We start from the raw sequence: 24,456 nt of genomic DNA, 5'->3' as shown, positions 1-24,456 counted from the left end.
TCCACAGGTGCGAACTTCATCGTGGCGCGGGACAATATCCCATCAGACGCCGTATAGATTTAAGCAAGCCTCTCGTCATTAATCAAAATCAGGGTTGCAAAAATGGAGGTGACCATAGATTTTTATGGGCGCAATATGCGAGACATACCAGCAGAACTAATCATCGAGAGCGTTGATGCCGGTGTTGGCGCGATGCTCGACCTGTTCGAAGTCGACCTGCAATCGTTTGGCGGCGATGTCATCCGCTTCCACGCTGGCACTAACGGCTATTACAACGATGTCATATGGCAGGGACGCGCTTACTCGGCCTATCCGATCGCCGTTGAAGGTTTCGAAGTGAAATCAGAGGGAACGTATTCGCGCCCGACGATGAAGGTAGCAAACATCACCGGCCTGATTACCGGAATCAACCACGATTTCGATGATGCGCTGGGCGCCGTGGTGACGCGCCGACAGGTGCTGGTTAAGTATCTGGATGCGGTGAACTTCCCGAACGGGAATGGGGACGCGGATCCGACAATGGAAGCGGTATCGCGCTATGTCATTGAGGAAATGGCAGAAGAGACTTTCGAGACTGTCACCTACAACCTCGCCACTCCAGTAGACTGTGATAACGCCATTATCCCGGCGCGCACCATCCTGGCTGACGTATGCCAGTGGGTGTATCGCGGCGATGGTTGCGGCTATTCCGGCGGCGCGGTGGCCGACGAGAAGGACAACCCAGCGTCTGACCTGTCCCGCGATAAGTGCTCAAAGCACCGCAGCGGCTGCCGGTTACGATTCGCCAAACCCTCCGCGCTGCCATATGGCGGCTATCCCGGCTCTGCCAAGGTGTCCTGATGCTTGAATCTGATTGCCTGGCCTATGCCGCCTCATCGGGCGACGAAGTGTGCGGACTGATTGTCGATGGCGATAGCCTGTGGCGATGTCGCAACGCGCATCCCGATCCGGCGCGAAACTTCCGGATTGACGACAGGGACTGGCTTGAAGCAGAAGCGGCGGGTGAAATCACCGCCGTTTTTCATTCTCATCCTGAACCAAAACTGGTGCTGTCGGGTGCTGACCGCGCCGCACAACTAGCAACCGGCATTGAATGGTGGCTGGCCAGCGGCGGGAGGCTGCGAAAATTCCAGCCGGTACCGCATCTGCTCGGTCGCCGGTTCGTGCACGGTGAAACGGACTGCTACACGCTGTTTCGCGATGCCTATCATCTCTGCGGCATTGATTTACCCGACTTCGAGCGAACCAACGGTTGGTGGGTGCGCGGGGAAAATCTTTACCTGAAGAACATTGCAGGCAATGGGTTTTATGAAGTTGGCTTCGAAGCAATTCAGCCTGGTGACGTCATAATCCGGCGTGCGTTCCCTGAGTGCGACCCGTGCCACGCAATGATCTGGCTGGGCGACAACACCATCCTGCACCACGAAGTGCACGGCAGGCTAAGCCGCCGCGAGCCGCTGCGTCAAATACACGTGCCACTCATTCACTCCATCTGGAGACACGAACAATGCTCACTTTTGGATTTGCGGGGAATTTACGACGACATTTCCGCCAGATCACAATGAACGTCGACACGCCAGCGCAGGGATTGCGCCTTCTGCTGTCGCAGTGTCCGGCATTCAAGCGTGATTTCTATAACACTCGGATCCGCATGCGCATCGATGGAAGCGACATCTGCGGTGACAACCTCGAATTCCACATGAACCGCAACGTTAAAGACGGTTCTCGCGTACTGATTGTGCCGGTGGTAGAAGGCTCAATTTCTGCCGTGGCCGCCGTGTGGATCATGGTCGCTGTAACGGTCGCATCGGTGGCGTACTCGCTGTACATGACCTCGCACATGAAGACGAGCACGTCAGCGGATCAGGACACGAACTCCATCACGAACAATTCATTCACCAGTGCGGAAAACCGCATCGGGCAGGGGCGGCCGGTGCCGCTTCTTCTAGGTGAAATGGTGGTTGGCTCCAACGTAGGCAGTCTGGGTATCGACACAACGAACAATCAGGACTGGAATATTTCAATCAGTTAAGGTGACAGCATGGGCTCAGGCGGCGGTGGCGGCAGCACTCCGAAACTTCTAGACGATAACCTAAAATCAAAGCAATTCCTCCGCGTTCTCGACCTCATCAGTGAAGGACCGATCTATGGTCCAGTAGACCAAAACCACCTTTCATCTTTCATGCTGAACAAAACGCCGGTGACCGATTCATCAGGTAACTCCACGATAAATGGCGTCAGTGTGGCATGGCGGCCGGGAACGGCAACGCAAACGCCGATTAACGGGTTTAATGCCATCGAGGCGACCACGGTCGTTAACACCGATGTGACGCAAGCGACGCCGCTGGTTCGCACAGTTACCGACACGGATGTGGACCGGGTTCGCATGAACATTGGCGTATCTGGTCTGGTACAACAGGACACCAAGGGGAATCAGCTGGAAACGGCCGTCACCATGGTAATCGAAACCCGTGTGGGTAACGGTGCATGGCAGACACAGAAGACGGTAACAATCAGCGGCAAAATATCCGGTGAATACCTCGAGGCACATCTTTTCGACGCCCCCGAGACAAAGCCGTTTGATATTCGCCTGCGGCGTGTCACAGCCGACAGTAGCAGCGACCTGCTGAACAACGGCACGGTGTGGAACAGCTTCACCGAAATCACTGATGACAATCTGTCTTACCCCTACACGGCAGTTGCTGGTTGCGTGGTTGACCGCGACCAGTACACCGACACGCCAACGCGCACTTACCATCTGCGCGGCCTGATTGTCGACGTGCCGGATAACTACGACCCGATCGCCCGCACCTATACCGGCATCTGGACAGGGGGATTTAAGTCAGCCTGGACCAATAACCCGGCGTGGATATTCCGCGCGTTGGTGAAGAATACCCGCTATGGGCTGGCGCGCCGCGCTGGTTATGTCGATGTAGATGACGGAAGCCTGTATGTGCTCTCACAGTTCTGCGATCAGCTCGTTGATGATGGCTACGGCGGTGAAGAGCCACGCTTCACACTTAACGCCTACATCACCGAGCAGAAGAGCGCCCGCGACCTACTGGATGACATTGCAGGCATGTTCCGTGGCATTGCGCTTTGGGACGGTATGCGCTTCTCTGTAATGCTGGATAACCCGCAGGACCCGGTTGCATCAATCACTAACGCCAGCGTGGTCGACGGCTTGTTCACCTACAGCTCAATGAAGCGTTCAGAGCGCTACAACGCGGTAGTCGTTTCCTGGACAGACCCGAATAACGGCTGGGAGCAGGTGAAGGAATACGTCTCAGACGATGAGATGATTGATCGCTACGGATACAACGAAACCACAATGGAGGCTTTCGGTTGCACGTCACGCGGACAGGCTTTCCGCACCGGCAAATGGATGCTGGAAACCGCCAAGCGTGAAACCAAGAAAGTTACCTTCAAGATGGCGCGTGAGGCTATCCGCTTTATTCCCGGCGATATCGTTGAGGTGATGGATAACAACTACGCTGCCACACGCCTCGGTGGCCGAATCACCTCTCACGCAACCAGAGCCATCACTGTTGATGCTGACGTCTCAACGTTGGCCGGCGGTGGAGACTCGATGTCCCTGATAGGCTCGAACGGCAAGTTCGTGAAGTATGAAATCGCCAGCATCGCAGGCCGGGTGATTACGCTCAAAACAACACCGGCATGGGTGCGTGACGGGACGGTATTCGTCATCACTACCGGGGAAGTGGCACCGCGCATGTTCCGCATCATGGGCATTTCAGAGGAAGACAACAACTCCGTATACAGCATTTCTGCCACGCTGCACGATCCGAACAAGCAGGCAATTGTTGATGATGGAGCGGTATTCGAAACGCCTAACGATACGCTAAATGGCTATCGCGTGCCGAACATCGAGAATCTGCGGATCATCAATACCAACACCGAAACCGTGCAGGTAACGGCGACGTGGGAAACAGCGACGCTCACCAAGAAAATTGTGTTTGAGCTGTACGTTTACACCACTGACGGCAAGGTCGTTGCTCAGTACGAAACCGACCAATTCCGCTATGACTTTTATGGGCTTGACGCTGGCAGCTATACGCTCGGAGTTCGCGGTCGTAATGAGAACGGCATGAAGGGTGCTGAGACGCAGGTGAATCTGGTGATCGGCGCGCCGGATACGCCAACCTCAATCCAGTGGACGCCTGGAATCTTCTCGGCCGATATTGTGCCTATTATGAATGTCACGGCTACAACCGACACGTCATTTGAATTCTGGTACACCGGAGAAGTACCGGCGAGCAGCATCGGTGCGGTCGAGGATGAAGCGCAGTTCCTCGGGCGCGCATCTCAATGGACGCTGCATGGCTTAAAAGCCGACCATACGTATTACATGTATGTGCGCACCAAAAATGCATTTGGTGTATCGCAATTCGTTGAGGTGTCAGGGCAGGCTTCATCTGACATTCCCGGGATGATTGAACTGATCGACGAAGGGATCCGTAACTCTGAGGCGTTCGAGAACCTCACCGGAAACATCAACACTAATATTGAAGGCATGCTGCAGAATGCCCTCAATAACAACTCAATCGTTGACCATCAGTTCGCCATTAACGGTGAAGTTCGCGCCGACGTGATAGTAGTGAAAACAACCATCGCTACAGTCTCTCTGGCAATGGCCGAGCTTGAGACCCAAGTACAGGCCCAGATGGGTGACCTTAATGCGGCGGTTAATGAGAAGCTGACGGCCACAGTGACGGATAACGGGACGGCAAAAGCCTCATACACGCTTAGAGTTGGAATCACGCGTAATGACGTTTATTACGGTGCAGGAATGGCCATCGGAATCGAACCATCAGGCAGCTCTTACAAATCGACGATAGCTTTCAACGCGGACCAGTTCGGTATCTATACCGGCAGTGAGGCTGGCAATTATCAGATGGCTTTCGCAGCTGTAAACGGCCAGGTGTTTATCAATGATGCGTTCATAAACTACGCCGGTATCACGCTGGCCAAGATTGGCTCCTGGTATTCAGCAAATTATGTGGCTGGAATGATGGGCACAATCATGCGTTCGGACGGTTCATTCGAACTACTGGGCTCTGTTGCTGGTCGGGGGAAATTCGTCGTCGATAACAATGGCGCAGCCTGGTACAACGCGAGTGGACAGGTAGTGTGTTCTATGGGGGTTCAAAGGTAATGGCTGACGGATATTACGCCTACATCGATGGAACCACTTATGATGCCGTAAACAGCATGAACTATGGGTTCGTTGTAGATATTGCCGTTGTCTCGGGTTCCGGCAGCAAATCCTATAGCTATGCAGGTTTCACGCTGACGGCGTTTCTTGTGGGTGGTGCCGTTATCCAGGGAACTGCTCAAAAGTCTGGAACGGTGACGATATCAGGACAAACAGTGTCATGGAGTGGGGTCGAGGGTACGGTCCCGAAACTGGTGGTTTACGCTACTGCGAATGCCACGCTTAAATATGATGGCTTTGTTTATAACGATTACACCAAAAATCCTCCAGTGATGAAATTAGCACCTCCATTTACACCGTTGGCACTTACTCAGGTAATAGACCTTACACCCGGATATGGGCAGGTATTGCAAACCTCTGTGCCATACGGAGCTGCTTTTATTGCTTTCCACCGCTCTACTGCATCATCAGGTTTCGATCATGTCATGTGGGATGAAATTAACCAGAATGGATTTTGGTCATTAAGATTCCGCCCGGCAATTGACGGTTCGATAGCCATGGGGCCGTGCAGGATTTATGTATTCTCAAAAACTCTGGTTAATATTCCTTCCGCAGGGTTCTTCATGTATTTAGATGGTCAGATTGTGTGGCATAACAACTGCCTTCCATTGGAAATGAGGGTGGGGGGGAAGTCAGGGCAAAGCACACCGGTTGCTATTACGGCTGGCGCTTCTGTTCTGGTTAATATCCCATGGGATCCGACCTATCCCATACAAGGCCAGTCGCGCTACAACTGCTACAGCGCAGGCATAAACAGTCAGGGATTATTTGAAGCATCTGGTGCAGATCTCTATGCTGCAAGAGAATATAAATCGGTTGGTAATGCCCCACCAGGTTCTTCAATGGGGCCGCCAGCGTCAATCAACACTTCAGTCTATGACACTTATTACAGGCAGGCTTTAGGGGTTTAGCTTGTCGCATTCTGAAGTGTCAACGAACTGTGATTTATCCGCCCATGTATGGAATGGATTTCCAGCAAGGTATTTACCGTTTTCAATTTTAAATACAGCTACGTCATATACGTGATTGGTGATTTTAGCTTTGTTATAGCAGATTGGCGGCGTATTTGATGCGCAACCAGATAAAGCCAATAATGCTATAGAAATAGTGAGTGTCATCTTCATATAAATACCTTCATTTTTTGTATACAGCATGAAATCACCTCAGCCATTTCGATTGAAGTGAATGATTTAGATCTTATCGATCGATTTATTTACTTGATTAGAACAGAGATGATTACATAGCCCGGCCTGAGCGCTGGGTTTTCTTATTGCCCGGAGAAAACTATGCCAGCAGGCACTATTACGCTCACCAGTGGTTCAACAGCCGTTACTGGTACAGGCACTAACTTTGCAACTGAATTAAAAGTAAATGACCTTATGGTCGCAGTTGTTGGCGGAGTGACTTACACACTTGGTGTCCAGGCTATTGGGTCGGCTACAGCATTGACGCTGACCACTGCTTTCAATGGACCAACTAGTTCCGGATTAGCCTGGACGGCACTACCAAATGCAGCCCTCGTCGGAATCACGGCTCAGGTAGCGGCTGATGTAGCTAAGGCAATACGAGGTTTTAACTTTGATAAGGTGAACTGGCAGAAAATTTTCAGCAGCGATGCGTCTGTCACCGTAACATTGCCAGACCTGACAAAGTTTACTGGTCCAAGCTGGGGATATCTGATGAGTCAGTTTAAAGACTTTCAGGAATCGATTGATAGCAAGGCTAATAAAAGTGATTTAGGTAATTCATCTTCAAGAAACGTAGGTACAGCATCAGGCACAGTAGCCGCCGGGGATGACACCAGAATAACGGGCGCTTTACAAAAATCTGGCGGCGCAATGACAGGTGCAATTGCTATGGGCGGGAACCCAATAACAGGAGCGGGGCAATTAGCATTTAGTTCAACTACAAATGCAAGACAGACGCTGATAAACATGGGTGTTGTGGGAAATGCCAGTTTTATACGAATACCATTCTCCACTACTCAGGCATACCAAATAATTTGCGCAACTGCTGTTCAGACCCAGAATTCTTCGGGTGACAGCACCCTAACGTTTCCAATCGCATTTTCGGGAATTACCAGCGTAGTGGTATCGAACGGGGATGGAGCAGTTGGCAATCTTAATATGAACGTACTGAACGCACTTAGAACTTCCGGTTTTGACTGCCGAGTTTATAACAACGGTGGGGCGCAGACTGGAGCTGTCCGCATAAATTATATTGCTACAGGTGTTGTAAATATTTAAGAGGTTTTTATGTCAGAAGAAAAAATTGAAAGTCAGCAAGAGGTAAGTGGTGGTGATGCGGGAAATATAAAGTATTACTATGCTGGTCAAGGATTTTACTCAAGCGATGTAATTGCCACAGCAATAGTAAATGGTTTCACGATGAACGACCTGATTGAAATTAGCAGGGAAGATTATAACGCCTGGTTTAGCCCTCCAGAAGGTAAATATGGAGCATGGGTTGATGGTAGGCCAGTTATAATTGATATTCCCAATCCGGATTATCAAGACATTGCAGAATCGAAAAGAAAAGCACTGCTCGATGAAGCTACACAGGCAATCACTGTAGGGCAGACCAAGCTTTTGATGGGACGCAAACTGAGCGGTGATGAAACTGAATCACTAGATGCCTGGATGGATTACATTGACGCTCTGAACGATACCGACATCAGTGTTGCACCTGATATACAGTGGCCGACAAAGCCAACTCCTTAAAAAAGCCCCGGCGACGGGGCAGATATGTACCGCGCCCGTCTTGAAGCAGACTACGGGGTGGGTGATTAAAGGTTAGTCGCTCACACTGATCCCCTCCACCTAAATTCGTTTTACCGTGCCTCCCACCAATGCAACATGCGTAAAAAAGCCCGCTCAGTGGCAGGCAAAGTGTTTCATGGCAGGGTAAACCTGCAAACTCGTACGCTAACGCGCAACATCCTGTATGCGTGTAGCTCTCTTAGGCTAAGACTGTGTAAAGTACAGTGATGTGGGAATGCTCTTACATGTTGTGAGGTTAGGATTGTTCTGTGCTAGAGCATAAAAAACCCGGCACGGTGGCCGGGCACTGACTAACTCTGTGGCTGACCAACCGGGCCTTTGCCCAGCGGGCCGCCAGGTACTGATTCGCCGCTTGGTGCATGCGGTCGACCATCATGGCCTACTGCAGGGCTTTCATGATGGCATCCTGCCAGCGTCACAAGGCCTGTAATAATGATTAATCCGCTTAAAAACTTCTTCATAATTTCCCCAGTCCATGAAAGCAACGGTATGTTGCTAATAAAGCTTAGGTTTCCAAAATGATTTGTCAAAAACAGAGCAATTAAAAAAGTAAATTTAGTTATGCGCCAAAGGCTTTACAAAAACCTCACGTTAACGATCTTGATAAGCTTCTTTTTACAAATAATACTGTACGCACATACAGTATTATTGAGTGAGAATGACAATGCCCCGTGACTACGAAATTAAGATGGCCTTCAGACAGGCGCTAAAGCGTGATGCAGAGGGCCGATTCACAATCAGTACAGTCGACTTTGTGGCAGTGCTTAAACGTTATAAGTGGGAGTATTCCCTTAGTGAAGCGAATAAGTGGATTGAAACCCACACAACAACGTTCCGGGACATTTCACCTACAAACGGTGAGGAGCGCCTGTTTCAGGTTTTCAATCCCAATGGTGGAATGTGATGTTCGCGCTGGTTGATGCGAACACGTGTTATGTCATCAGCGCAACATTCATGCGGCGCTATATTAAAGCAGGTGCGATCCTCGGCGACTTTTTTAGCCAGGGCATTTCACAGCTCAATCTCTTTGACGACTACAAACCACAGGCCAGCAGTGGGGCGCTTAGTCGACGGCCTTAACCAGAGCGGGAAGGAGAAAATATGGTTCGCAGGACAGGGTACTCAGAAAGCGTGGGCAATGAAGCGGGAAATGTTATCTCCGACTTACACCACTCGAATTTCGGACCTGCCAGTGGCGAGATGACGTTGCCGGTTCAAAAAGTGATGGCAACCAGCACGACCTGCTACCTGGTGGAATGGAAAGGGCGGAGTTGCATCGTAGATGAGAAGCGGCGACCACAGAACGGCGATACTGTACTACTGGATTTGTCAGGCATGTATGAATGGGGTCATACCTATATGCATCCGCGCCGGATAGTTACCGATGACGGCCTTACGCTGGATGATGATCTGCTTGAGGATGTGGATGTGGTAGGAGTGGTAACGCATGAGGTGACCGCAATACACGAACGGGATGGCTCACCAATCTGATGCGGAAAAATAAAAGCCCGGAAGAGTCCAATCCACCGGGCCAGGCGCAATGATGTGCCTAACATTTCCAAGAAGAGTAAGAGCTTGCCCTCAACCACGAGTAAGCAGTCAGGACTAAAGAATATTAGTACGCCTTTTTATTTTTTGCTTTTAAGGCCAATCAAAAATCTACTCACATTGGGGTGGTATAGACTGATTGAAACAATTCTCATTCATGAGGTATGCCATGAAAGATGCAAAGTATTTTGAAAATCTACACTCACGTGTGATTGGGGTGTTAGGTGAGTCTCTGATGAGCATTCTGGAAGAGCAAAAAGAGCTGACAAAAGATTCTCTGATTGAGAATGTAAAACTAAATTTTACTGGGGATGACAATCACCTGGCGGTCGATGTCGTTTTGGACCTGCTGAGTCAGCATAAACCCTGAAGTCAGGTTTTTTCAAAAAAGCCCGGAGCAGTGGACACCGGGCGGCAAATGATATGCCTGCAATTGATGGCGTCCCATTGGGAAACGGGAACTGATTGAGCATAGTATCAGTCAAAGAAATAGTCAGCACGCGCGTAAAAAAAAGCACAGGATGCCCTTGAGTTCAGCCTGTGCGGAGAGTGTCTAATAATCTTTTATAGTTATTATTTGCCTGCCGTGATGGGTCGAGTCACCACGGCATGGGACTCCAGTGTGTCTGCATTAGAAAAACAATTACCATAATCAGAGCAGTAGTAATCCCTGGCAGCAGAAGATATCGCATGCTCGCCTCCGCGCTTTCATATGTACCAGTGAATAATGTAGACCATGGGCGCAAAAAAGCCCGCGCTGCGAGTGAGATGAAGCGCGGGCAAGTCTCGGGGGAAATTAATGTACTACTGGTATGAGCCTTCATCATGCTCCATTCGTGGCTAAAAGATGTGATCCCTGCCGCTTAGGCACAAAAAAACCCGCACAGAGGCGGGTAAAATTCGTTCCATGGAAATTCTCTTTCGTAAAACAACACGTTGCTGTGTGTATCACGTCGCTATTATAGCAACGGTTTACTAAAGTTTCCGAAAAGATCGATGATAAGAATTTACTGAGAGGAGTAGGTAATTTCGTTCCGTTTCGGAAGTGATAGTTACAAAAAAAAAGCCCGGCACAGATAAGCCCGGGCTACACAATGGGTGCGAATCATGATCAATCGGAGTTTGTCGATAGTACAGGGAAGTAGAAGCGACTCTTTGATAATAGGATGGTAACAAGTAATAGCGAGCGAAGCGGTAAAGTTTTTAAATGCAGGTTAATAATTCCGTGGGGCATGGGTGGGGCATATGAGAATGTCGAAATTCATCTAAGTTCACCACTAACAGCTTAAAAACCATAGTCCAACCGACATAAATCGGCGCTCCTGGACGCTTTACGATGATTTTAAACTGTGTATTTACACAGATTTCGTGTGCAGACATTGTCTTATCCCTGTCGAAGCGAGCGTTACAGTGAAGTCATCATCCAATAGAGAGCGGCGGAGAGCAGCGCAGCAGCAGGCAGGGTGAGCACCCAGGCCAGCACCATATTGCGCAGTGTGCCGAACTGTAAACCGCTGCGATTGGCGGCCATGGTGCCAGCGATGCCTGAAGAGAGCACATGGGTGGTTGAAACCGGCAGTCCAAACGCATCGGCTGCGCCAATAGTGCCCATCGCGACCATTTGCGCACTGATGCCCTGCGCATAGTTCAGCTGGCTTTTGCCAATCTTCTCTCCCAGAGTGGTGACGATGCGACGCCAGCCCACCATGGTGCCCAGTCCCAATGCGAGAGCCACGGCCACTTTCACCCATGTCGGAATAAATTGTGTGGCGCCATTCAGGGTGTTTTTCAGCGCCTGAAGGTTTTGCTGGGTGGCTGTAGGTAACATCAGGGTGTGATCGGCTTGCAGATGCTTAATGGTTTCGGCAGCCAAATACATCTGATTACGCATCTCGGGTTTCAGTTCTGCGGGGATAGACTGCAACGTGCCATAGTGCTGAAGGGTCGCGCCAATATTTCCGCTCACCTGCGCCAATGCGGCAATTACATTGGCATCACGCTCACCAGTGCGCAGATAGGTCGTCAGCACCTCATCAGGCTGAGCCGGAGCGGCGACAGAGGTGTGTTGCATTAACTGTGTCTGGCTGGTTGAAGCGAGGGTAATCAGTTGTGGAATATCAGACTGGGGCAGGGCGCGGTTCAGCGAATAGGTGACCGGCAGGGCAGCCACCAGAATCAGCATCATTAATCCCATGCCTTTTTGACCATCGTTTGAACCATGTGCAAAGGAGACGCCGGTGCAGGAGAGCACCATCAGGCCACGGATCCACATCGGTGGCGCACCTTCTTGCTGGCTGGCGCTATACAGTGCCGGTTTTTTTACCACACGCTTCATTAATACCAGCAGCAGAGCAGCACACACGAAGCCGACAATCGGTGAAAGGATCAAGGCATTACCAATGTTCATCGCCTGGCCCCAGTTCACACCGCTCAAGGCGCTGCGTCCGTGCATCATGGCGTTGGCGATGCCGACGCCAATAATGGAACCGATCAAGGTATGTGAAGAGGAGGCGGGCAAACCTAACCACCATGTGGCGAGGTTCCAGATAATCGCAGAGAACAACAGCGCGTAGATCATTACAAAGCTTTCGCTGCTACCGGATTGCATAATCAGTTCGATGGGCAATAACGAGATAATGCCAAAGGCCACAGCACCCGAGGAGCATAACACGCCAAGGAAATTGAAAATCCCTGACCACACCACCGCGACCGTGGGTGAAAGTGAACGGGTGTAGATCACCGTGGCAACAGCATTAGCCGTATCGTGAAAACCATTTACGAACTCAAAACCCAGTGCCGCAAGCAGAGCAAAACCCAGCAGAATTAGCGGCAGTGAACTGCTGAAGACGGCCCCGGTTTGCTGAATATCGCCGAAAAGTTGGTTGGCAGCAAACAGCACGCCAGCCAGCAATACCATGCCAAACAGGAAAAGCGGTTTTTTAGTGTTCTTAGTATGGCGAGGGAGATTAGAAGACAAAGGTGAAGCGGCAACTTGTAAAGCTTGAGGCGTAACGTAATCGCTCATTAGTGAAAATTTCCTATAGATCGCTAAAGCAGCATAAGCACAACGATTTGTGTGGCTAACATATAGAAAATTTATGAAAGTTTTATGACAGTTCTGTCAAAAACTCGTCATATAAATGAAATTTTTAGCGGGATGGGTTTAGTGGTTTTCAGTTTTTGTTGATTAAAAACAGAATGTTAATTGTTTTTCATTGCTGGTAAGCGAATAGCGAGCTGAGTTTTATTTCTGCCATATTATTGTCATATTCTTGGTGAATTGATTACCACTAATTACATTTACAGCAAGGAATTATTATCTAACTAATTTGCTCTGAGCTTATCAAGCACGGGCAGAAACACAGGATTTGATGTGCATTCTTGTGAAGATTACAAACGGCGCTTCAGCTCATCCATTAGCCACTCTTTGCTGATAGGACCTTGGCTCTTTTTCTGGATCATTGCGCTTTCCGCATAGTGCAGCAGCCATTCGCCCATCTCAGCCATACCGGCTTCATACGAGCCATGCACCTCAGTAAACTTCTCCGACAGGATCAGTAACTCCATGCGCAGTGCGTTACTCCGCGTCATAAACTCCAGATAGCCTTCGCGGTCGGTTTCATAATCGGGGATCTTGGAAAGCACGTTTGCATCCTCTGCACGCCAGTAAGAGCGTCAGTGTAAACCGCCAACGCCGGTTAGTGCAGAATATTCATGCTTTAAAAGTGAATATTTACGGGCCGCGCTTCGCTTTGTGGCTCTTTGAATACATGCTTAACGAGCCAGCAGAGCAACCACCGTTTGGCTTGGCACCAGTCTCACTCCCGGTGCGTTGTTGAGATTTTGTATCGTAGTGCTGGTCATGCGTGTGGCAGGTGAACCCTGAAGCAGCACCGTAGTGCAGCCGGTCAAATGGCGAGAGGGGCCGAGGATCACATTGGACACTACGCCCCCTAAAACTCCTGCTTCATCACCCTGAGTGACCGGGATAACGGTGCTCATGTTGTGCGCGGGCATGCCGGCAAACAGGATGGTGGGCGCGGTAGGTACCGCCATATTTCCGCTGGCAATATTCACAAAGGTGACCGGTGGCGGGGTTTTGCACACATCGCTGACTGCTTGATCGCTACCGCCACGTTGACAGTTGGCAAACATAACGCGCTCCTTTAGCCCATATGAATCTGTTTAGCGTCCACTTTGGTCAGTGATTTGCTGCTGATTAAGGTGTTGCGTGAATGCAGGCGAGTGAAATCCTCGGTTTTGACATCCAACTGTCCAGCACGCACTTGCTCGCACTGCTCAGTGTGGCGCAGCAGGCGCTGGCTAAACTGGCTGATGCTCTGCCACACGCTTTCACACTGTTTGCCAAACAGGCGACTGACGGAAACCCAAGCCGATAGCTTAGTGCCACGATACTGCATCTCATCGATATCGCACTCGCCTTGCTGCGCTCGCACTTGAAACTTCTGACTGTGTAGGTTGATCGATCCCCGTGTCGAAAGGTGCAGATCGCTTTCACAGTGCAGTACCGCTGGCTGCTGCGGTTTGGCGCGGACCAGCACGGCCAGCAGCCAAAGTTGCTGGTTGACGCTGTGCAGCAAGACCCGATCGCCCCGTTCTGGTTGGAGTAAACAACTTGCAGCCCGTAATACACGCCAGCAACAGCCATTGACTTGAACAATAAATTCGCCATCCTGCTGGACCGCAACAATTTCGCCTTCCGCTTGTGCAGGGGGAGTGATGGGCAGAAACAAGGTGTTGTCGCTATTTTTCATAATGTTCCCTCAAATTAAGGCGCTGCTGGCTCCACGCTTCGGCTTCAAACAGCGCATCATCCCGCTCAAGGATGCCGCTGCGTGAAGTGAAGGTGCTCTCTTCACAGCTGGCACGGTGGAATTTCGTCTGGCTAAACTGAGTGTGAGAAAATTGGCTGCCGTTGAACTGCGCGTAGGCACAATCCGCGCCGCTCAGGTCGCTGTGGTTAAAAAGCGCTTGCTCAGCCCGAACGCGTGGCAGCAATGCGCGTTGTAGATTGCAGTGGCTGAAGTCGCAGCCGAGTAAAACGGCATCAGCAAAATTGACCTGGCTGAACGCACTGTGGCGGCAATCGCTGCCTGTGAGATCGCTGCTGTTAAACAGTGACTGGCTGGCGTTGAGATGCGTCAATGTGGCCTGCCGCAGCGACAGATTGCCGAAATTGCATTGTGTTACGTTGGCGCGGCTTAGGTTGATGCCATCGAGTTGGCTGCCAGTGAACTGACACTGACTGAAATGCAGGTCACTGAAATTTTGTAGGCGTAAATCGCATTCGAAAAAAGTGCTGAGCGAGAAGGCGGCTTGGTGAAAAGTGGCGCTACGCAGATCGGCGTTCATTAGCGTGCACTGTTCGCCATACGCGTTTGACAGCGAGAGATGGTGCAGGCTGCATGCGCTAAAGCTCACGCTGTCCATGGCGCTGTGGCTGAAATCACTGTCATCCAGCGATCCGCCGAGGAATTGGCAACCAACCTGATTACTCTGTTGAAATTGGCTTTCATCCAACAGGCATCGATTAAACAAACATTGATGTAGACCGCTATCGACGAATCTTGCGCCGGTCATGGTGCAATCGCTGAACACACTGTCTTGCAGCAATTGGGCACTGAAATCACAGCCTCGTAAATCACAGCCACTGAAATGCGCTTCACGTAAATCGCAGTCGCGAAATTGTATGCCCCGTAAGTCACTATCGATAAAACAGCCGCCAGAGAGATCCAGTCCCTGTAGTTCAATACTTTGCAGGCTGATTTCCTGCATCATCTCACCACTTTTGATCGCGCGTTGCAGTGCATCAGGTGTCAGGCTTCTCATCCGCGCGCCTTATCACGAGAGGGAATCGACTTCATGCCGCTGGTCCAGGCATCGTCGAAGCGTGTCTCGCCATCCACCCAAGCTTGTGCAATATCAGTGCGAAATAGGTTGCAGCCGCTGAGGTCGCATCCCTGTAGATGCGTTTTAGACATAAACGCGCCGGTGAGATTGCTGTCGGTAAGCCGTGCCTGCTGGAAGCGGGTGCGAATAAACTGGCAGTCTTTGGCCTGAAGTTGGCGCATATCTGCCTGCGAACAATCGGCTTCACTGAGGTCGCTGTTTACCAGATAGGCGAGCCGAAATTGTGATTGCTGCAGCAGGCAGGCGCGTAAATTGCACTGCGTCATGCGTGCGCCGTTAAAGCGGGCGCGTGGCAGTTGCGTACCTGCGGCAAATACGCAGTCATTGAGTTGTGCATGCTGAAAATCGATTTCTGGTGCCTGGCAGGTAATCCAGCCAACGCCGCGCAGTTGGGATTGGTTAAACACCAGCGCTAAAAGGTGACATTCAATAAAGCTGACTTTGCGCAGCGTAGCCTGGCTAAAATCCAGCGACTGCAAGGTGATCTCGAGAAAGGTGCAACTCTCAAGCTGCGCCTCATGGAAACGGCAATGCGCCAGGGTGGCACTGCTAATCGTCAGGTCATGCAGTAGCGCCCGATCAAAGATGCACTGCTCTAGCAGGAGATCGCGGCAGTCGACTTCGCTAAATACCGAACCGCTGAAATCGGTGTGATAGCACTGTGCTAATGCCAGATTGGCGTTATCGAAAGCGCAGTCAGTGGCCAGGCTGTGGTGAAACTCGGCACGCGCCAGCATGGCATGGCTAAACAGGCTGCCCTCTAACTGACAGTGGCTGAAATCAACCGCTTCCAACAGGGCATGTGAGAAATCATAATGGCGCAAATTCAGCCCGGATAGGTCTGCGCCAGTGAGATCCATCTTGCGACAATCGCCGTCGCGCGACAGTACGGCCTGACGAACCTGCTGTGACTGTTCCGGCGTCAGGCGAGTGGGGGCATCTAACTCAGGTGCAGTAAAACGGTAATTATCGTAAAGCGCCTGTTGCACCTGTGCGTGTTGTTTAGGTTCGGGTAAATCCTCTGCGAGCTGAAGCTGGTGCTGGCGATATTGCGCAATGGCGGTCGTGGGGTGCGCGGGCGAAGCCTCGCCAAAACGCGCTTCTTCGGCTTCATAACGCGCGATCATCTGTTGCAACTGCTGCTGTGCCTGCTGTTCCTCACGTTCGAGATAATCGTGGATCTCGTCCATCGCCACCGGACGCGGCTTTTGTTCAGTAGGTGCAAGCTCATTGACATCCATGCCGTTGCTGGCGAGATCCTCGCGCAACCGCTCTCGTTGTTGACGCTGCCAACTGGCCAGATTCTCCTGCATCGGGCTCAGCGCCTCTGGGCCATCATCGTCTTCCCATCCGCTACCTACGGGCAGGAGATCGCCATGACGCATCGCCAACAGAACCGACTGTTCAGGATCGCTGCGCTTCTCCATCAGCGATTGATAGTGCGCCGCTGTTTTAGGGTGTTGGCAGTGTTCCAGCGCGGCGAGTAGCGTGGTGACATCGGCCGCATCGTCTTCTTGAATCCGGGTGCTGCCGTGCCAAATCAGCAGCAGTTGTTCCAGATGAGGGAAGAAGTGAACGGTGGTGGCACGCAGCGAGATCTCTTCGAACAGGTCACCATCATGCTGCAATCGGCTGATAAAACAGCGACCCTGCCAGGGCGGCAATACGCCTTGCAGCACGGGTTTATTGGGATGCATGTTTTCGATACGCCACTGCGCGCCTGCCGGTAACGCATCGCGGGTTGACCACCATTGGTCGGTTTCAGCCTGGTTGAACACGCGCCAGTCGGTGTCACGGGCAAAGCCGGGATATTCGTTTTGCAGCCACTGCTCATCAAAGGCGTTGCCCAGTCGCGAGAAACGGCGTGTGGCGGTGAAAGGCAGCGCATTAAAGCTGGCGGGCAAGGGGCGTTGGCCGGGATGAGTCAGCAGGCGATCGAGCGACTCGACATGCGGCAACGGTTGACCAAAGGGATTTTCATCATCATGTTCCCCGCCCATGGCGTGCTGCCAATCCAACGGCATACTGCTGAAGGGCAGCGGCGCGGTGAGTTGGTCATCATGCCACTGTCGATGACCAAAAACGCGCAGCACTTTGCGTTTTTCGCCCACTTGAATGGCTGCATCACACTGGGAAGCGGGACCGCCAGCCGGAAAGGCGAAGCCGCTGGCTAAAAATTCGGGATGTTGCTTAGGTAACCCTAAATCCAGCACGCCATCTGGCGACTGCAGGGCTTCAGGCATGCTTTGCCACATCGCCTGTTCGGTGAGTAAGCGCGGTAGGGCATCCATATTCATCAGTGCCATCAGCGACACGCCTAAATGGTGCTGTTGTTGCCAGCGGTAGGGGCGCGTAATCACGCTAAGATGAAGCGGTTTGATGATTTTCATGCAGGACCTGATTGCGCATCAAAAAACTCATCATCGGCACTGTCATTGCTGCTATTGCTGCTATTGCTGCTATTGCTGTTACGCCGCTGCTCTTCACTCTGCCGCGGTGTAGGCTCGCGTTGCTGCTCCTGGCTCTGCCTGGGCGTCGGTTCGCGGGCCTGTTCCTGGCTTTGCCTGGGTGTTTGCTGGCGCTCTTGCAGTTCCTGACCTTGCTCTTCCTGGCGATTCGGGTTGTTACGTGCGTTGCGGCGCTCCTGCTTCTTGGCACGGATGCGATCTAAGGTGTTGCGCACCGACTGCTGTTCCGTATCACTGCCGACATAACCGCCACCGCCGCCGTTGAGGAAGGAGACCAGAGAACTACGGATGATTTGGGTGCTCAGGTCTTTGACTTCATGGGTGGTTTTCTTGAATTCAGCATGGTTGCGCGTGTACTTAATCTGACCATATTCAAACACGATACCTTTGGCACTGAACTCAGAAGTGGTGTACTGGAAGTTGCTGACAAGATTAATGGTGCCGTTGACGCCGTTGATGGTTAGACCGATACCGTTGGTGGTGAAGTTTGCGCCGCTGACGGTGTAATAACTGCCGCGAATACTGTGTCTCTGGGTAGGGGCCGAGGTGCTGAGCGTATCTTCGCTCTGGATGTAAATCTTACCCGGCGACCACATTTTGATGGAATCCTCTCCCTCTTTCTCGGAGAAAATCTTGATCGCCTCTTTTGCGGAGATATTGATCTGTTTAGCGCCGTGCAGATCCAGTGATTGCTCGCCTTCCGTGTCGTCGAAGGAGAGGAAATTACCGTCGTTCGGATCCTGACTGCCTAAGGTGCGCGACCAGATACCGCTTTTCGCGTAATTCCACTCGGCGGCACTCTCCGCCACGATATTATCGCCATCAGAAATTTCACTTTCGCTGGCTTCGGTGATGCTGCTTTCAGACACCGGCAAGGGTTGCAAATCGTTATACACGCGGCCGACCACCACCGGGGTATGTGGGTCACCATTGATGAAATCCACCACCACTTCTTCTCCCACGCGCGGGATTTGGTAAGCACCGTATTGATTGCCTGCCCAGCCGCTGGAGACGCGCATCCAGCAGGAGTAGAGCTTGGTTTCATCATCGGCTTTAAACCAGTGGAACTTTACGCGTACACGGCCTAATTGGTCGGTGGAGACATGTTCACCATCGCCTTTGCTGGCATCACTGGCTTTAATCACCACGGCCGTCTGCGGGCCGGTCGTGCGCGGCCAGGCCGTTGAACGGGCAGGGCGCCAGGTAATCGAAGCGGGTACGACGCTGAAGCAGAAACGATGTTTAGTGACGTCTTCATCGTTACTGGTATAGCTGTTCTCTTCCAGGTGATAGGCCACCCGAGTAATCAGAAACGGTTTGCCCTCATCTTCCGCGCGTGGAGAGAGGCAGAGCGCGAAGGTATAGCCGGGAGCTAAACCAAATGCATCTCCCGCCCCTTCGGTTTGCAGTTGGCGGGCGATCTGCTCCTGCTGGCGAATCTGGGCATAATGGGTACCATCACCCTGAATGGGATAGCGCCCTGGCCACTCTACCCGGCTGATATTGCCAGGGGTTTTGGCTTGGCTGATTTGTGACGTCGCGGAAAGGTCCGCATTGGACTGCTCGTAATTGTAATCGTCGTGACTGTGCAAACTGGCCGAAACCGTGGCAGCGGTGTGCCAGGTATCAATGCACTCTTGGTTAACATAGCCGCCCGCGCCGGCCTGGTGATATTCAATGGTGGCGTAATCACCGAATGGCTTGTGCGGGGTGCTGCTGTTACATAGCACCAAGGTTTCCTTGCCCATTTCATGGCGAAAGTAGAAGTAAATACCTTCGTGTTCCATGATTCTTTTGACAAAGTCATACAGGCTTTCCTGATATTGAACGCAATAGTCCCAATTGCGGAAATCACCTTCCAACTGGTCGTCAATGGCAATGTCATATTCCTGGAAAACTTCGGTCAATATGGCTCTGGCGGTCTTTTGCTGCCAGATACGAAAACCGTAGGCCTGTGTCAGATTCCATAAATGAGGGCGAACAGTCGCACGATAGACGAAATAGGCTTCGAGATGTTTTTCATGCCCAACAAATTCCATGCGTGTGATAATTCCGCTCAGGAAACGTTGTGTCGTGGGATTGGGACGTAATTCCATGGTGATCTGCTCGCCGAGCAAGCTTTGCAAATCAATGCTGTTATCTGTGCTGAGCATCTCAACATTAAACTGATAGCATTCAGAGAGTTGCTCGATGCCGGTGAGTTTCTTAAACAGCAGCGCACTGCCCAAGGGGGTATGAGCGATGACAACGCGATCCATGGCTTCCCTCTGTTAATCGCAGACGAAAATATAAATAAAGCTCATTGGCTTAGAAGTGGAGAATAAGCCAAATTTGAAGGTTAATATTGTTAGTACCAGCGGATGGTAATGCGCCTGTGTGACGCTTTTAATACATCCATAAGATGAGCTTATTATTAGGAATGTTCTGAGGTTTGAGGGTTGGAAATAATACAGCGAGTTAACCCTGTCGGTGGAAAAAACGGGGTGCGTAGCGATGACGCACCTGAGAGTCGTTATTTAATCCAGGTTTTCTGCGGTGACGATGCGCAACTCCACCCGCCCATCTTGATATAAATCGGGTACAAATCCATGTTCAAGATGACGAATCAGCAGGTCAGTCGCCAACACGGCGTGTTGACGTGCATTCTGATCCAGGGTGTAAGAGAGGGCGCCAGTTTGCAACAGTTGCCGTGTGACATCATAGAGTTCATGGGTGATATAACAGCAGCGCCCGGCCAACTGATGCTGTTGCAATACCGCGCTGATATCGCTGTTATTATCGCCAGAATTATATAACCCCACCACACTGTCAGATTGCAGCAGTGCCTGGTTAAGCAATGTGCGTATTTTTTGCCGCTCATCTTCGCCTGCCAATACTTCACGCAAATGCAACCAGGGCGCGCGTTGCGTGATTGCATCGCGAAAACCGGAAATACGCTGGATATGTGCGCTAAAATCAGAACGTCCGCTGACCATAATGACGTCACCTTCCGCAGGCATCGTTTGGCTCATTAATAAGCCTGCCGTACGTCCCGCCTGATACTGATTTATTCCAACATGGCAGAATCTCTGTGAATCGGGTAAATCAGACACCAGCGTGACCACCGGAATGCCTTTATTTTTGCAGTGCGCTAATGTTTCATGAATCACCGGGTAGTCATGGCCGTAAACAATAATACCGTCGCGCAATTCACTGCTTTTTTTTATCTTTTCAGCAAGCTTATCCGGCGGGTTTTCTGTCACCAAGGTGCGAAATAATTTAATTTTACGATAGCCAAGCCGATCGGCGATGTTGGCAAATTCATCCGCCAACTGCTGAAAAAACCAGGTGCCATTACTGCTTAAAAACACCTCAATTTGCCACGGGTGTTGCGTATCATCCGGTAATAAACGCTGCAATCCTGCCTGACGCGCGGCGCGTAGCACTTTGCGCACAGTTTCCGGACGAACGCCACCACGCTCATTCAGCACGCGGTCCACCGTTGCGATCCCAACCCCAGCCAGTTCGGCCACTTTAATCAGGGTGTTTTTTTTCATTTTGTTCCACAGCCCCAGTATCAAAATCATGTCGAGTATCTAAACAACGCAGAGTGCGTTTAAGGTCACAGCAGGGCGTTTTTTTCGCCGTATTATGCTCAACGGTTCTTCGCTGGCAAGATGTTAATTGTTGCGAGACGAAACTTACTCTACAACGTCCCCGCACCTGGATTAAAAAAATCAATGATGGGAAACCATCAACAAAAACCTTTTAAAGCGCAGGGTGAGTCATTACTCTTTGCATCGTTGTTAAGAATTAATTAATTACGTGATTTGAATGTAAAAACTTACCTCGTTGTTTATCTAATAAAATGCCCAATGGGCAAACTCGGTATATATCCAATAAACCTTACTGATATGGCTTTTAACGCCAGGCACAAATACGTCTGTTATTTGGCCAGGTTTGCAATGTGAACATTTATTGGCAGGGAATTATGAAACGTAGAGAATTTCTCACTTCCATCACCGCATTGGGAGTGGCTTCAACGATCCCCACGCTTACCCAGGCAGAAGTGGTCAATGGCGGGCAGCCTTGGGAGCCCGGCAAAGTTCAAACGCCGCTTGCACCGCCGAGAAAAGGGGGACTGCAATATCTCACTCAGCACGAATTTGACACGGTAGGTGCCATTGCCGAGCGTTTTATTCCGGCGGATGAAACCAGTCTCAGTGGCAAAGAGGCCGGTTGCGCCATCTTTATCGACCGTCAGCTCGCCGGTGATTACGGCAATGCAGTGGCTATCTACCGTTTAGGTAAATTCGTCAAAGGCACCGCAGAGCAGGGGCCACAATCTCCGCTGACACCTGCGCAACGTTATCGCTTGGGCATTGCCGCGCTGGATAAAGCCCTGCAGCAGCAATATGGCAAAGACTTCCTCTCACTGAGTGGTGACCAGCAGGATCAGGTGCTGACCGCCATGGAGAACAACAGTCTGGACCTCGGTGAAGAGGTCGAAACCAAGGTGTTCTTTGAACTGCTGCTACAGAACGTCCGTGAAGGCTTTCTCGCCGATCCGATTTACGGTGGCAACAAAGACATGACCAGCTGGAAAATGATCGGCTTCCCAGGCGCACGCTATGACTTCCGTGACCTGCTGCCGAAAAAAGGGCAGAAGCTCAACATCATCCCCACCAGCCTGATTGATAACACCCTTTAATTTTTTTGCTGAGCAATAAGAGTTCTCACATGAATAACGTCCGTCCAAAAGCTGATGTCGCCATCGTCGGCCTGGGTTGGTGCGGCTCTTTGATCGCCGAAGAGCTGACCCGCGCAGGTCTGAATGTCGTTGCCATTGAACGTGGCCCGTGGTTTGAAACCGCGACAGACTTTCCACCGTCGGTCGATACCGATGAACTGCGCTGGGATACGCGCCGCAGTATGCTGCTGCCGCCCGCCGTCGAGACCACTACCTTCCGTAACAACACCACGCAAACTGCGCTGCCAACCCGCGAGTGGAACCTGAATGAACTGGGTTACAACGTGGGCGGTTCCGGCACGCACTGGGCTGGGATGGCATGGCGTTTTACGCCGTTCGATTTCGAACCTTACAGCCAGACGATAAAGCGTTACGGTAAGCAGCAGATTGCCAAAGGGGTGATCCTGCAAGACTGGGGCGTCACTTACGACGATTTGGAACCGTTCTACGATCGTTTTGAAAAAATTGCCGGTGTGTCAGGTAAGGCCGGTAAGCTGAACGGTGAAGTCATTGAAGGCGGTAACCCTTACGAGGGCAACCGTACAAGCGAATATCCACTGCCTGCGCTGGAAAGTATGCGTCTGACGGATATTTTTGCCGAAGGCGCGAAGAAGATCGGTCTGAAACCCTTCATGGTTCCTGCCGGCCAGGCGTCACGCGCTTATGTTAACCCACTGGGTGTGCGCATGGGGCCATGCACCTATTGCGGTTACTGCCTGTATTACGGCTGCGGTAACTTCTCAAAATCCAGCCCTAACGCCTGTGTCATCCCTGCATTAATGCAACGTGAGAACTTCACGGTGTTAACGGACTCAGCCGTGGTTCGCGTCAATAAAGCGGAAGACGGTAAAACCGCCACCGGCGTGACCTATCTCGATAAGAACAAGAAAGAGTGGGTACAGCCCGCAGACATTGTGATCTTGTCCGCCTTCCAAATGCAAAACGTGCGCTTGCTGCTGCTGTCCAAAATTGGCGTGCCTTACAACCCGGTGACCAAAACCGGCGTGGTAGGGCGTGCTTATAGCTTCCAGACGGTATCGGGTGCGGCGATCCACTTCAAAGATGAGAATCTGAACCAGTATATCGGTGCCGGTGCGCTCTCTTCGCAGGTGGACGACTGGAACGGCGATAACTTTGACCATACTGGTCTGGGCTTTATCGGTGGCGCAGGGATTCTGGTTGTGGCACGCGGCGCGCGCCCTATCGGTAACGCTGATGCACTGCCACCGGGTTCGCCACGCTGGGGTAAAGAGTGGAAAAAGGCCTATACCCACGCGTTCCAGAACACCACCTTCATTTTCGGCCAGGGCACCAGCTTCTCGCACGAAGATTACTATCTTGACCTCGATCCTGAGTACAAAGATGACAACGGCAATGCTTTGTTGCGTGTCACTTTTGACTACAACGATAACGATCGCCTTTCTGCGAAGTTTATCGAGGAGAAGAGTGTAGAGATCGGTAAGGCCATGGGCGCGGAAACCGTAATTGGTACTAACTCTGCCTCTGGCGCGTACTCACCTTACAACTTCGCCAGCGACCACACCATTGGCGGTGCGGTCATGGGCACCGATCCAAAAACCTCGGTGCTTAACCGCTACCAACAGTGTTGGGATGCACACAACGTGTTTGTGCTAGGTGCTTCCTCCTTCCCAAACAACGCCGGGTACAACCCGACAGGGACCATTGGGGCACTGAGTCTGTGGACGGCGAAAGCCATTATCGAACAGTACCTGAAAAACCCAGGTCCGTTGGTGAAGGTGTGAG

General features: G+C 51.4%; 21 protein-coding genes and 1 pseudogene. 13 read left to right on the top strand and 9 right to left on the bottom strand.

Annotated elements, in window-relative coordinates; translation table 11 throughout:
• The first annotated feature begins 135 nt into the window (after positions 1-135).
• The 5 genes from F3J38_RS25120 to F3J38_RS25100 are packed head-to-tail and all read left to right on the top strand — an operon-like array spanning position 136 to position 6,147.
• Complete coding sequence (locus tag F3J38_RS25120) at positions 136-840, top strand: phage minor tail protein L (protein WP_167143542.1); 705 nt, start codon at positions 136-138, stop codon at positions 838-840.
• Positions 840-1,565: an NlpC/P60 family protein gene (locus F3J38_RS25115; protein ID WP_167143509.1), complete on the top strand. Its 726-nt coding sequence runs from the start codon at positions 840-842 to the stop codon at positions 1,563-1,565. Before F3J38_RS25120 ends, F3J38_RS25115 begins: the two co-directional genes overlap by 1 nt.
• A complete protein-coding gene (locus F3J38_RS25110; RefSeq protein WP_167143506.1) occupies positions 1,508-2,032 on the top strand; it encodes a tail assembly protein in 525 nt (174 codons plus the stop codon). The genes F3J38_RS25115 and F3J38_RS25110 overlap by 58 nt, the downstream gene beginning before the upstream one ends.
• 9 nt (positions 2,033-2,041) lie before the next feature.
• Positions 2,042-5,176 carry a TipJ family phage tail tip protein gene (locus F3J38_RS25105; protein WP_167143503.1) on the top strand — a complete coding sequence of 1,045 codons (3,135 nt, stop codon included), beginning with the start codon at positions 2,042-2,044 and terminating at the stop codon, positions 5,174-5,176.
• Positions 5,176-6,147 (top strand): hypothetical protein, encoded by a 972-nt coding sequence (locus F3J38_RS25100; RefSeq protein WP_167143500.1) that lies wholly within the window; start codon positions 5,176-5,178, stop codon positions 6,145-6,147. The genes F3J38_RS25105 and F3J38_RS25100 overlap by 1 nt, the downstream gene beginning before the upstream one ends.
• On the opposite strand, the gene cor is transcribed toward F3J38_RS25100, so the two are convergent.
• Entirely contained in the window at positions 6,136-6,390 is a 255-nt protein-coding gene (gene cor / locus F3J38_RS25095) for a phage exclusion lipoprotein Cor (protein ID WP_240156074.1), read from the bottom strand. The genes F3J38_RS25100 and cor overlap by 12 nt on opposite strands.
• Positions 6,391-6,522: 132 nt before the next feature.
• Between cor and F3J38_RS25090 the strand changes: the two genes are divergently transcribed.
• The 6 genes and pseudogenes from F3J38_RS25090 to F3J38_RS25070 all read left to right on the top strand — a co-directional run bounded on the left by F3J38_RS25090 (position 6,523) and on the right by F3J38_RS25070 (position 9,934).
• The gene (locus F3J38_RS25090) at positions 6,523-7,482 is read left to right on the top strand and encodes a gp53-like domain-containing protein (RefSeq protein WP_167143497.1); all 960 of its coding nucleotides are present in this window, start codon (positions 6,523-6,525) and stop codon (positions 7,480-7,482) included.
• Between the two features lie 9 nt (positions 7,483-7,491).
• Positions 7,492-7,956 carry a tail fiber assembly protein gene (locus tag F3J38_RS25085; protein WP_167143494.1) on the top strand — a complete coding sequence of 155 codons (465 nt, stop codon included), beginning with the start codon at positions 7,492-7,494 and terminating at the stop codon, positions 7,954-7,956.
• Between the two features lie 358 nt (positions 7,957-8,314).
• Positions 8,315-8,446, top strand: coding sequence for a hypothetical protein (locus tag F3J38_RS28290; RefSeq protein ID WP_255463839.1), 132 nt, complete (start codon positions 8,315-8,317; stop codon positions 8,444-8,446).
• 530 nt (positions 8,447-8,976) lie between these two features.
• Positions 8,977-9,220, top strand: a pseudogene (locus F3J38_RS25080) (DUF4113 domain-containing protein); the annotation flags it as partial.
• Positions 9,118-9,507: a hypothetical protein gene (locus F3J38_RS25075; RefSeq protein ID WP_167143274.1), complete on the top strand. Its 390-nt coding sequence runs from the start codon at positions 9,118-9,120 to the stop codon at positions 9,505-9,507. The pseudogene F3J38_RS25080 and the gene F3J38_RS25075, both read left to right, overlap by 103 nt.
• A 226-nt stretch (positions 9,508-9,733) precedes the next feature.
• The gene (locus F3J38_RS25070) at positions 9,734-9,934 is read left to right on the top strand and encodes a hypothetical protein (protein WP_167143493.1); all 201 of its coding nucleotides are present in this window, start codon (positions 9,734-9,736) and stop codon (positions 9,932-9,934) included.
• 1,035 nt (positions 9,935-10,969) lie between these two features.
• Here F3J38_RS25070 and F3J38_RS25065 read toward each other — a convergent pair.
• The 8 genes from F3J38_RS25065 to F3J38_RS25030 all read right to left on the bottom strand — a co-directional run bounded on the left by F3J38_RS25065 (position 10,970) and on the right by F3J38_RS25030 (position 21,499).
• Entirely contained in the window at positions 10,970-12,589 is a 1,620-nt protein-coding gene (locus F3J38_RS25065; protein WP_167143490.1) for an inorganic phosphate transporter, read from the bottom strand.
• 365 nt (positions 12,590-12,954) lie between these two features.
• Positions 12,955-13,209 (bottom strand): hypothetical protein, encoded by a 255-nt coding sequence (locus F3J38_RS25060; RefSeq protein ID WP_167143487.1) that lies wholly within the window; start codon positions 13,207-13,209, stop codon positions 12,955-12,957.
• Between the two features lie 129 nt (positions 13,210-13,338).
• On the bottom strand, positions 13,339-13,719 hold the full coding sequence (locus tag F3J38_RS25055) for a DUF4150 domain-containing protein (RefSeq protein ID WP_167143484.1): 381 nt from the start codon (positions 13,717-13,719) through the stop codon (positions 13,339-13,341).
• A gap of 11 nt (positions 13,720-13,730) precedes the next feature.
• Positions 13,731-14,339, bottom strand: coding sequence for a DUF3540 domain-containing protein (locus tag F3J38_RS25050; RefSeq protein WP_167143481.1), 609 nt, complete (start codon positions 14,337-14,339; stop codon positions 13,731-13,733).
• On the bottom strand, positions 14,329-15,414 hold the full coding sequence (locus F3J38_RS25045) for a pentapeptide repeat-containing protein (RefSeq protein WP_167143478.1): 1,086 nt from the start codon (positions 15,412-15,414) through the stop codon (positions 14,329-14,331). The genes F3J38_RS25050 and F3J38_RS25045 overlap by 11 nt, the downstream gene beginning before the upstream one ends.
• Positions 15,411-17,885, bottom strand: a complete 2,475-nt coding sequence (locus F3J38_RS25040) for a DUF2169 family type VI secretion system accessory protein (protein ID WP_167143475.1) — start codon at positions 17,883-17,885, stop codon at positions 15,411-15,413. Before F3J38_RS25040 ends, F3J38_RS25045 begins: the two co-directional genes overlap by 4 nt.
• Entirely contained in the window at positions 17,882-20,221 is a 2,340-nt protein-coding gene (locus tag F3J38_RS25035; protein WP_167143472.1) for a type VI secretion system Vgr family protein, read from the bottom strand. The genes F3J38_RS25040 and F3J38_RS25035 overlap by 4 nt, the downstream gene beginning before the upstream one ends.
• 258 nt (positions 20,222-20,479) lie before the next feature.
• Complete coding sequence (locus F3J38_RS25030) at positions 20,480-21,499, bottom strand: LacI family DNA-binding transcriptional regulator (protein WP_167143469.1); 1,020 nt, start codon at positions 21,497-21,499, stop codon at positions 20,480-20,482.
• 434 nt (positions 21,500-21,933) lie between these two features.
• Between F3J38_RS25030 and F3J38_RS25025 the strand changes: the two genes are divergently transcribed.
• Positions 21,934-22,653 carry a gluconate 2-dehydrogenase subunit 3 family protein gene (locus F3J38_RS25025; protein ID WP_167143466.1) on the top strand — a complete coding sequence of 240 codons (720 nt, stop codon included), beginning with the start codon at positions 21,934-21,936 and terminating at the stop codon, positions 22,651-22,653.
• Between the two features lie 29 nt (positions 22,654-22,682).
• The gene (locus tag F3J38_RS25020; protein WP_167143463.1) at positions 22,683-24,455 is read left to right on the top strand and encodes a GMC family oxidoreductase; all 1,773 of its coding nucleotides are present in this window, start codon (positions 22,683-22,685) and stop codon (positions 24,453-24,455) included.
• The last annotated feature ends 1 nt before the right edge of the window (position 24,456 follow it).

It is taken from the genome of Candidatus Pantoea formicae, from assembly GCF_011752625.1.
Taxonomy (GTDB): domain Bacteria; phylum Pseudomonadota; class Gammaproteobacteria; order Enterobacterales; family Enterobacteriaceae; genus Pantoea; species Pantoea formicae.
The sequence above is the reverse complement of the archived record's forward strand: the minus strand, read 5'-3'. Positions and strand labels throughout refer to the sequence as shown.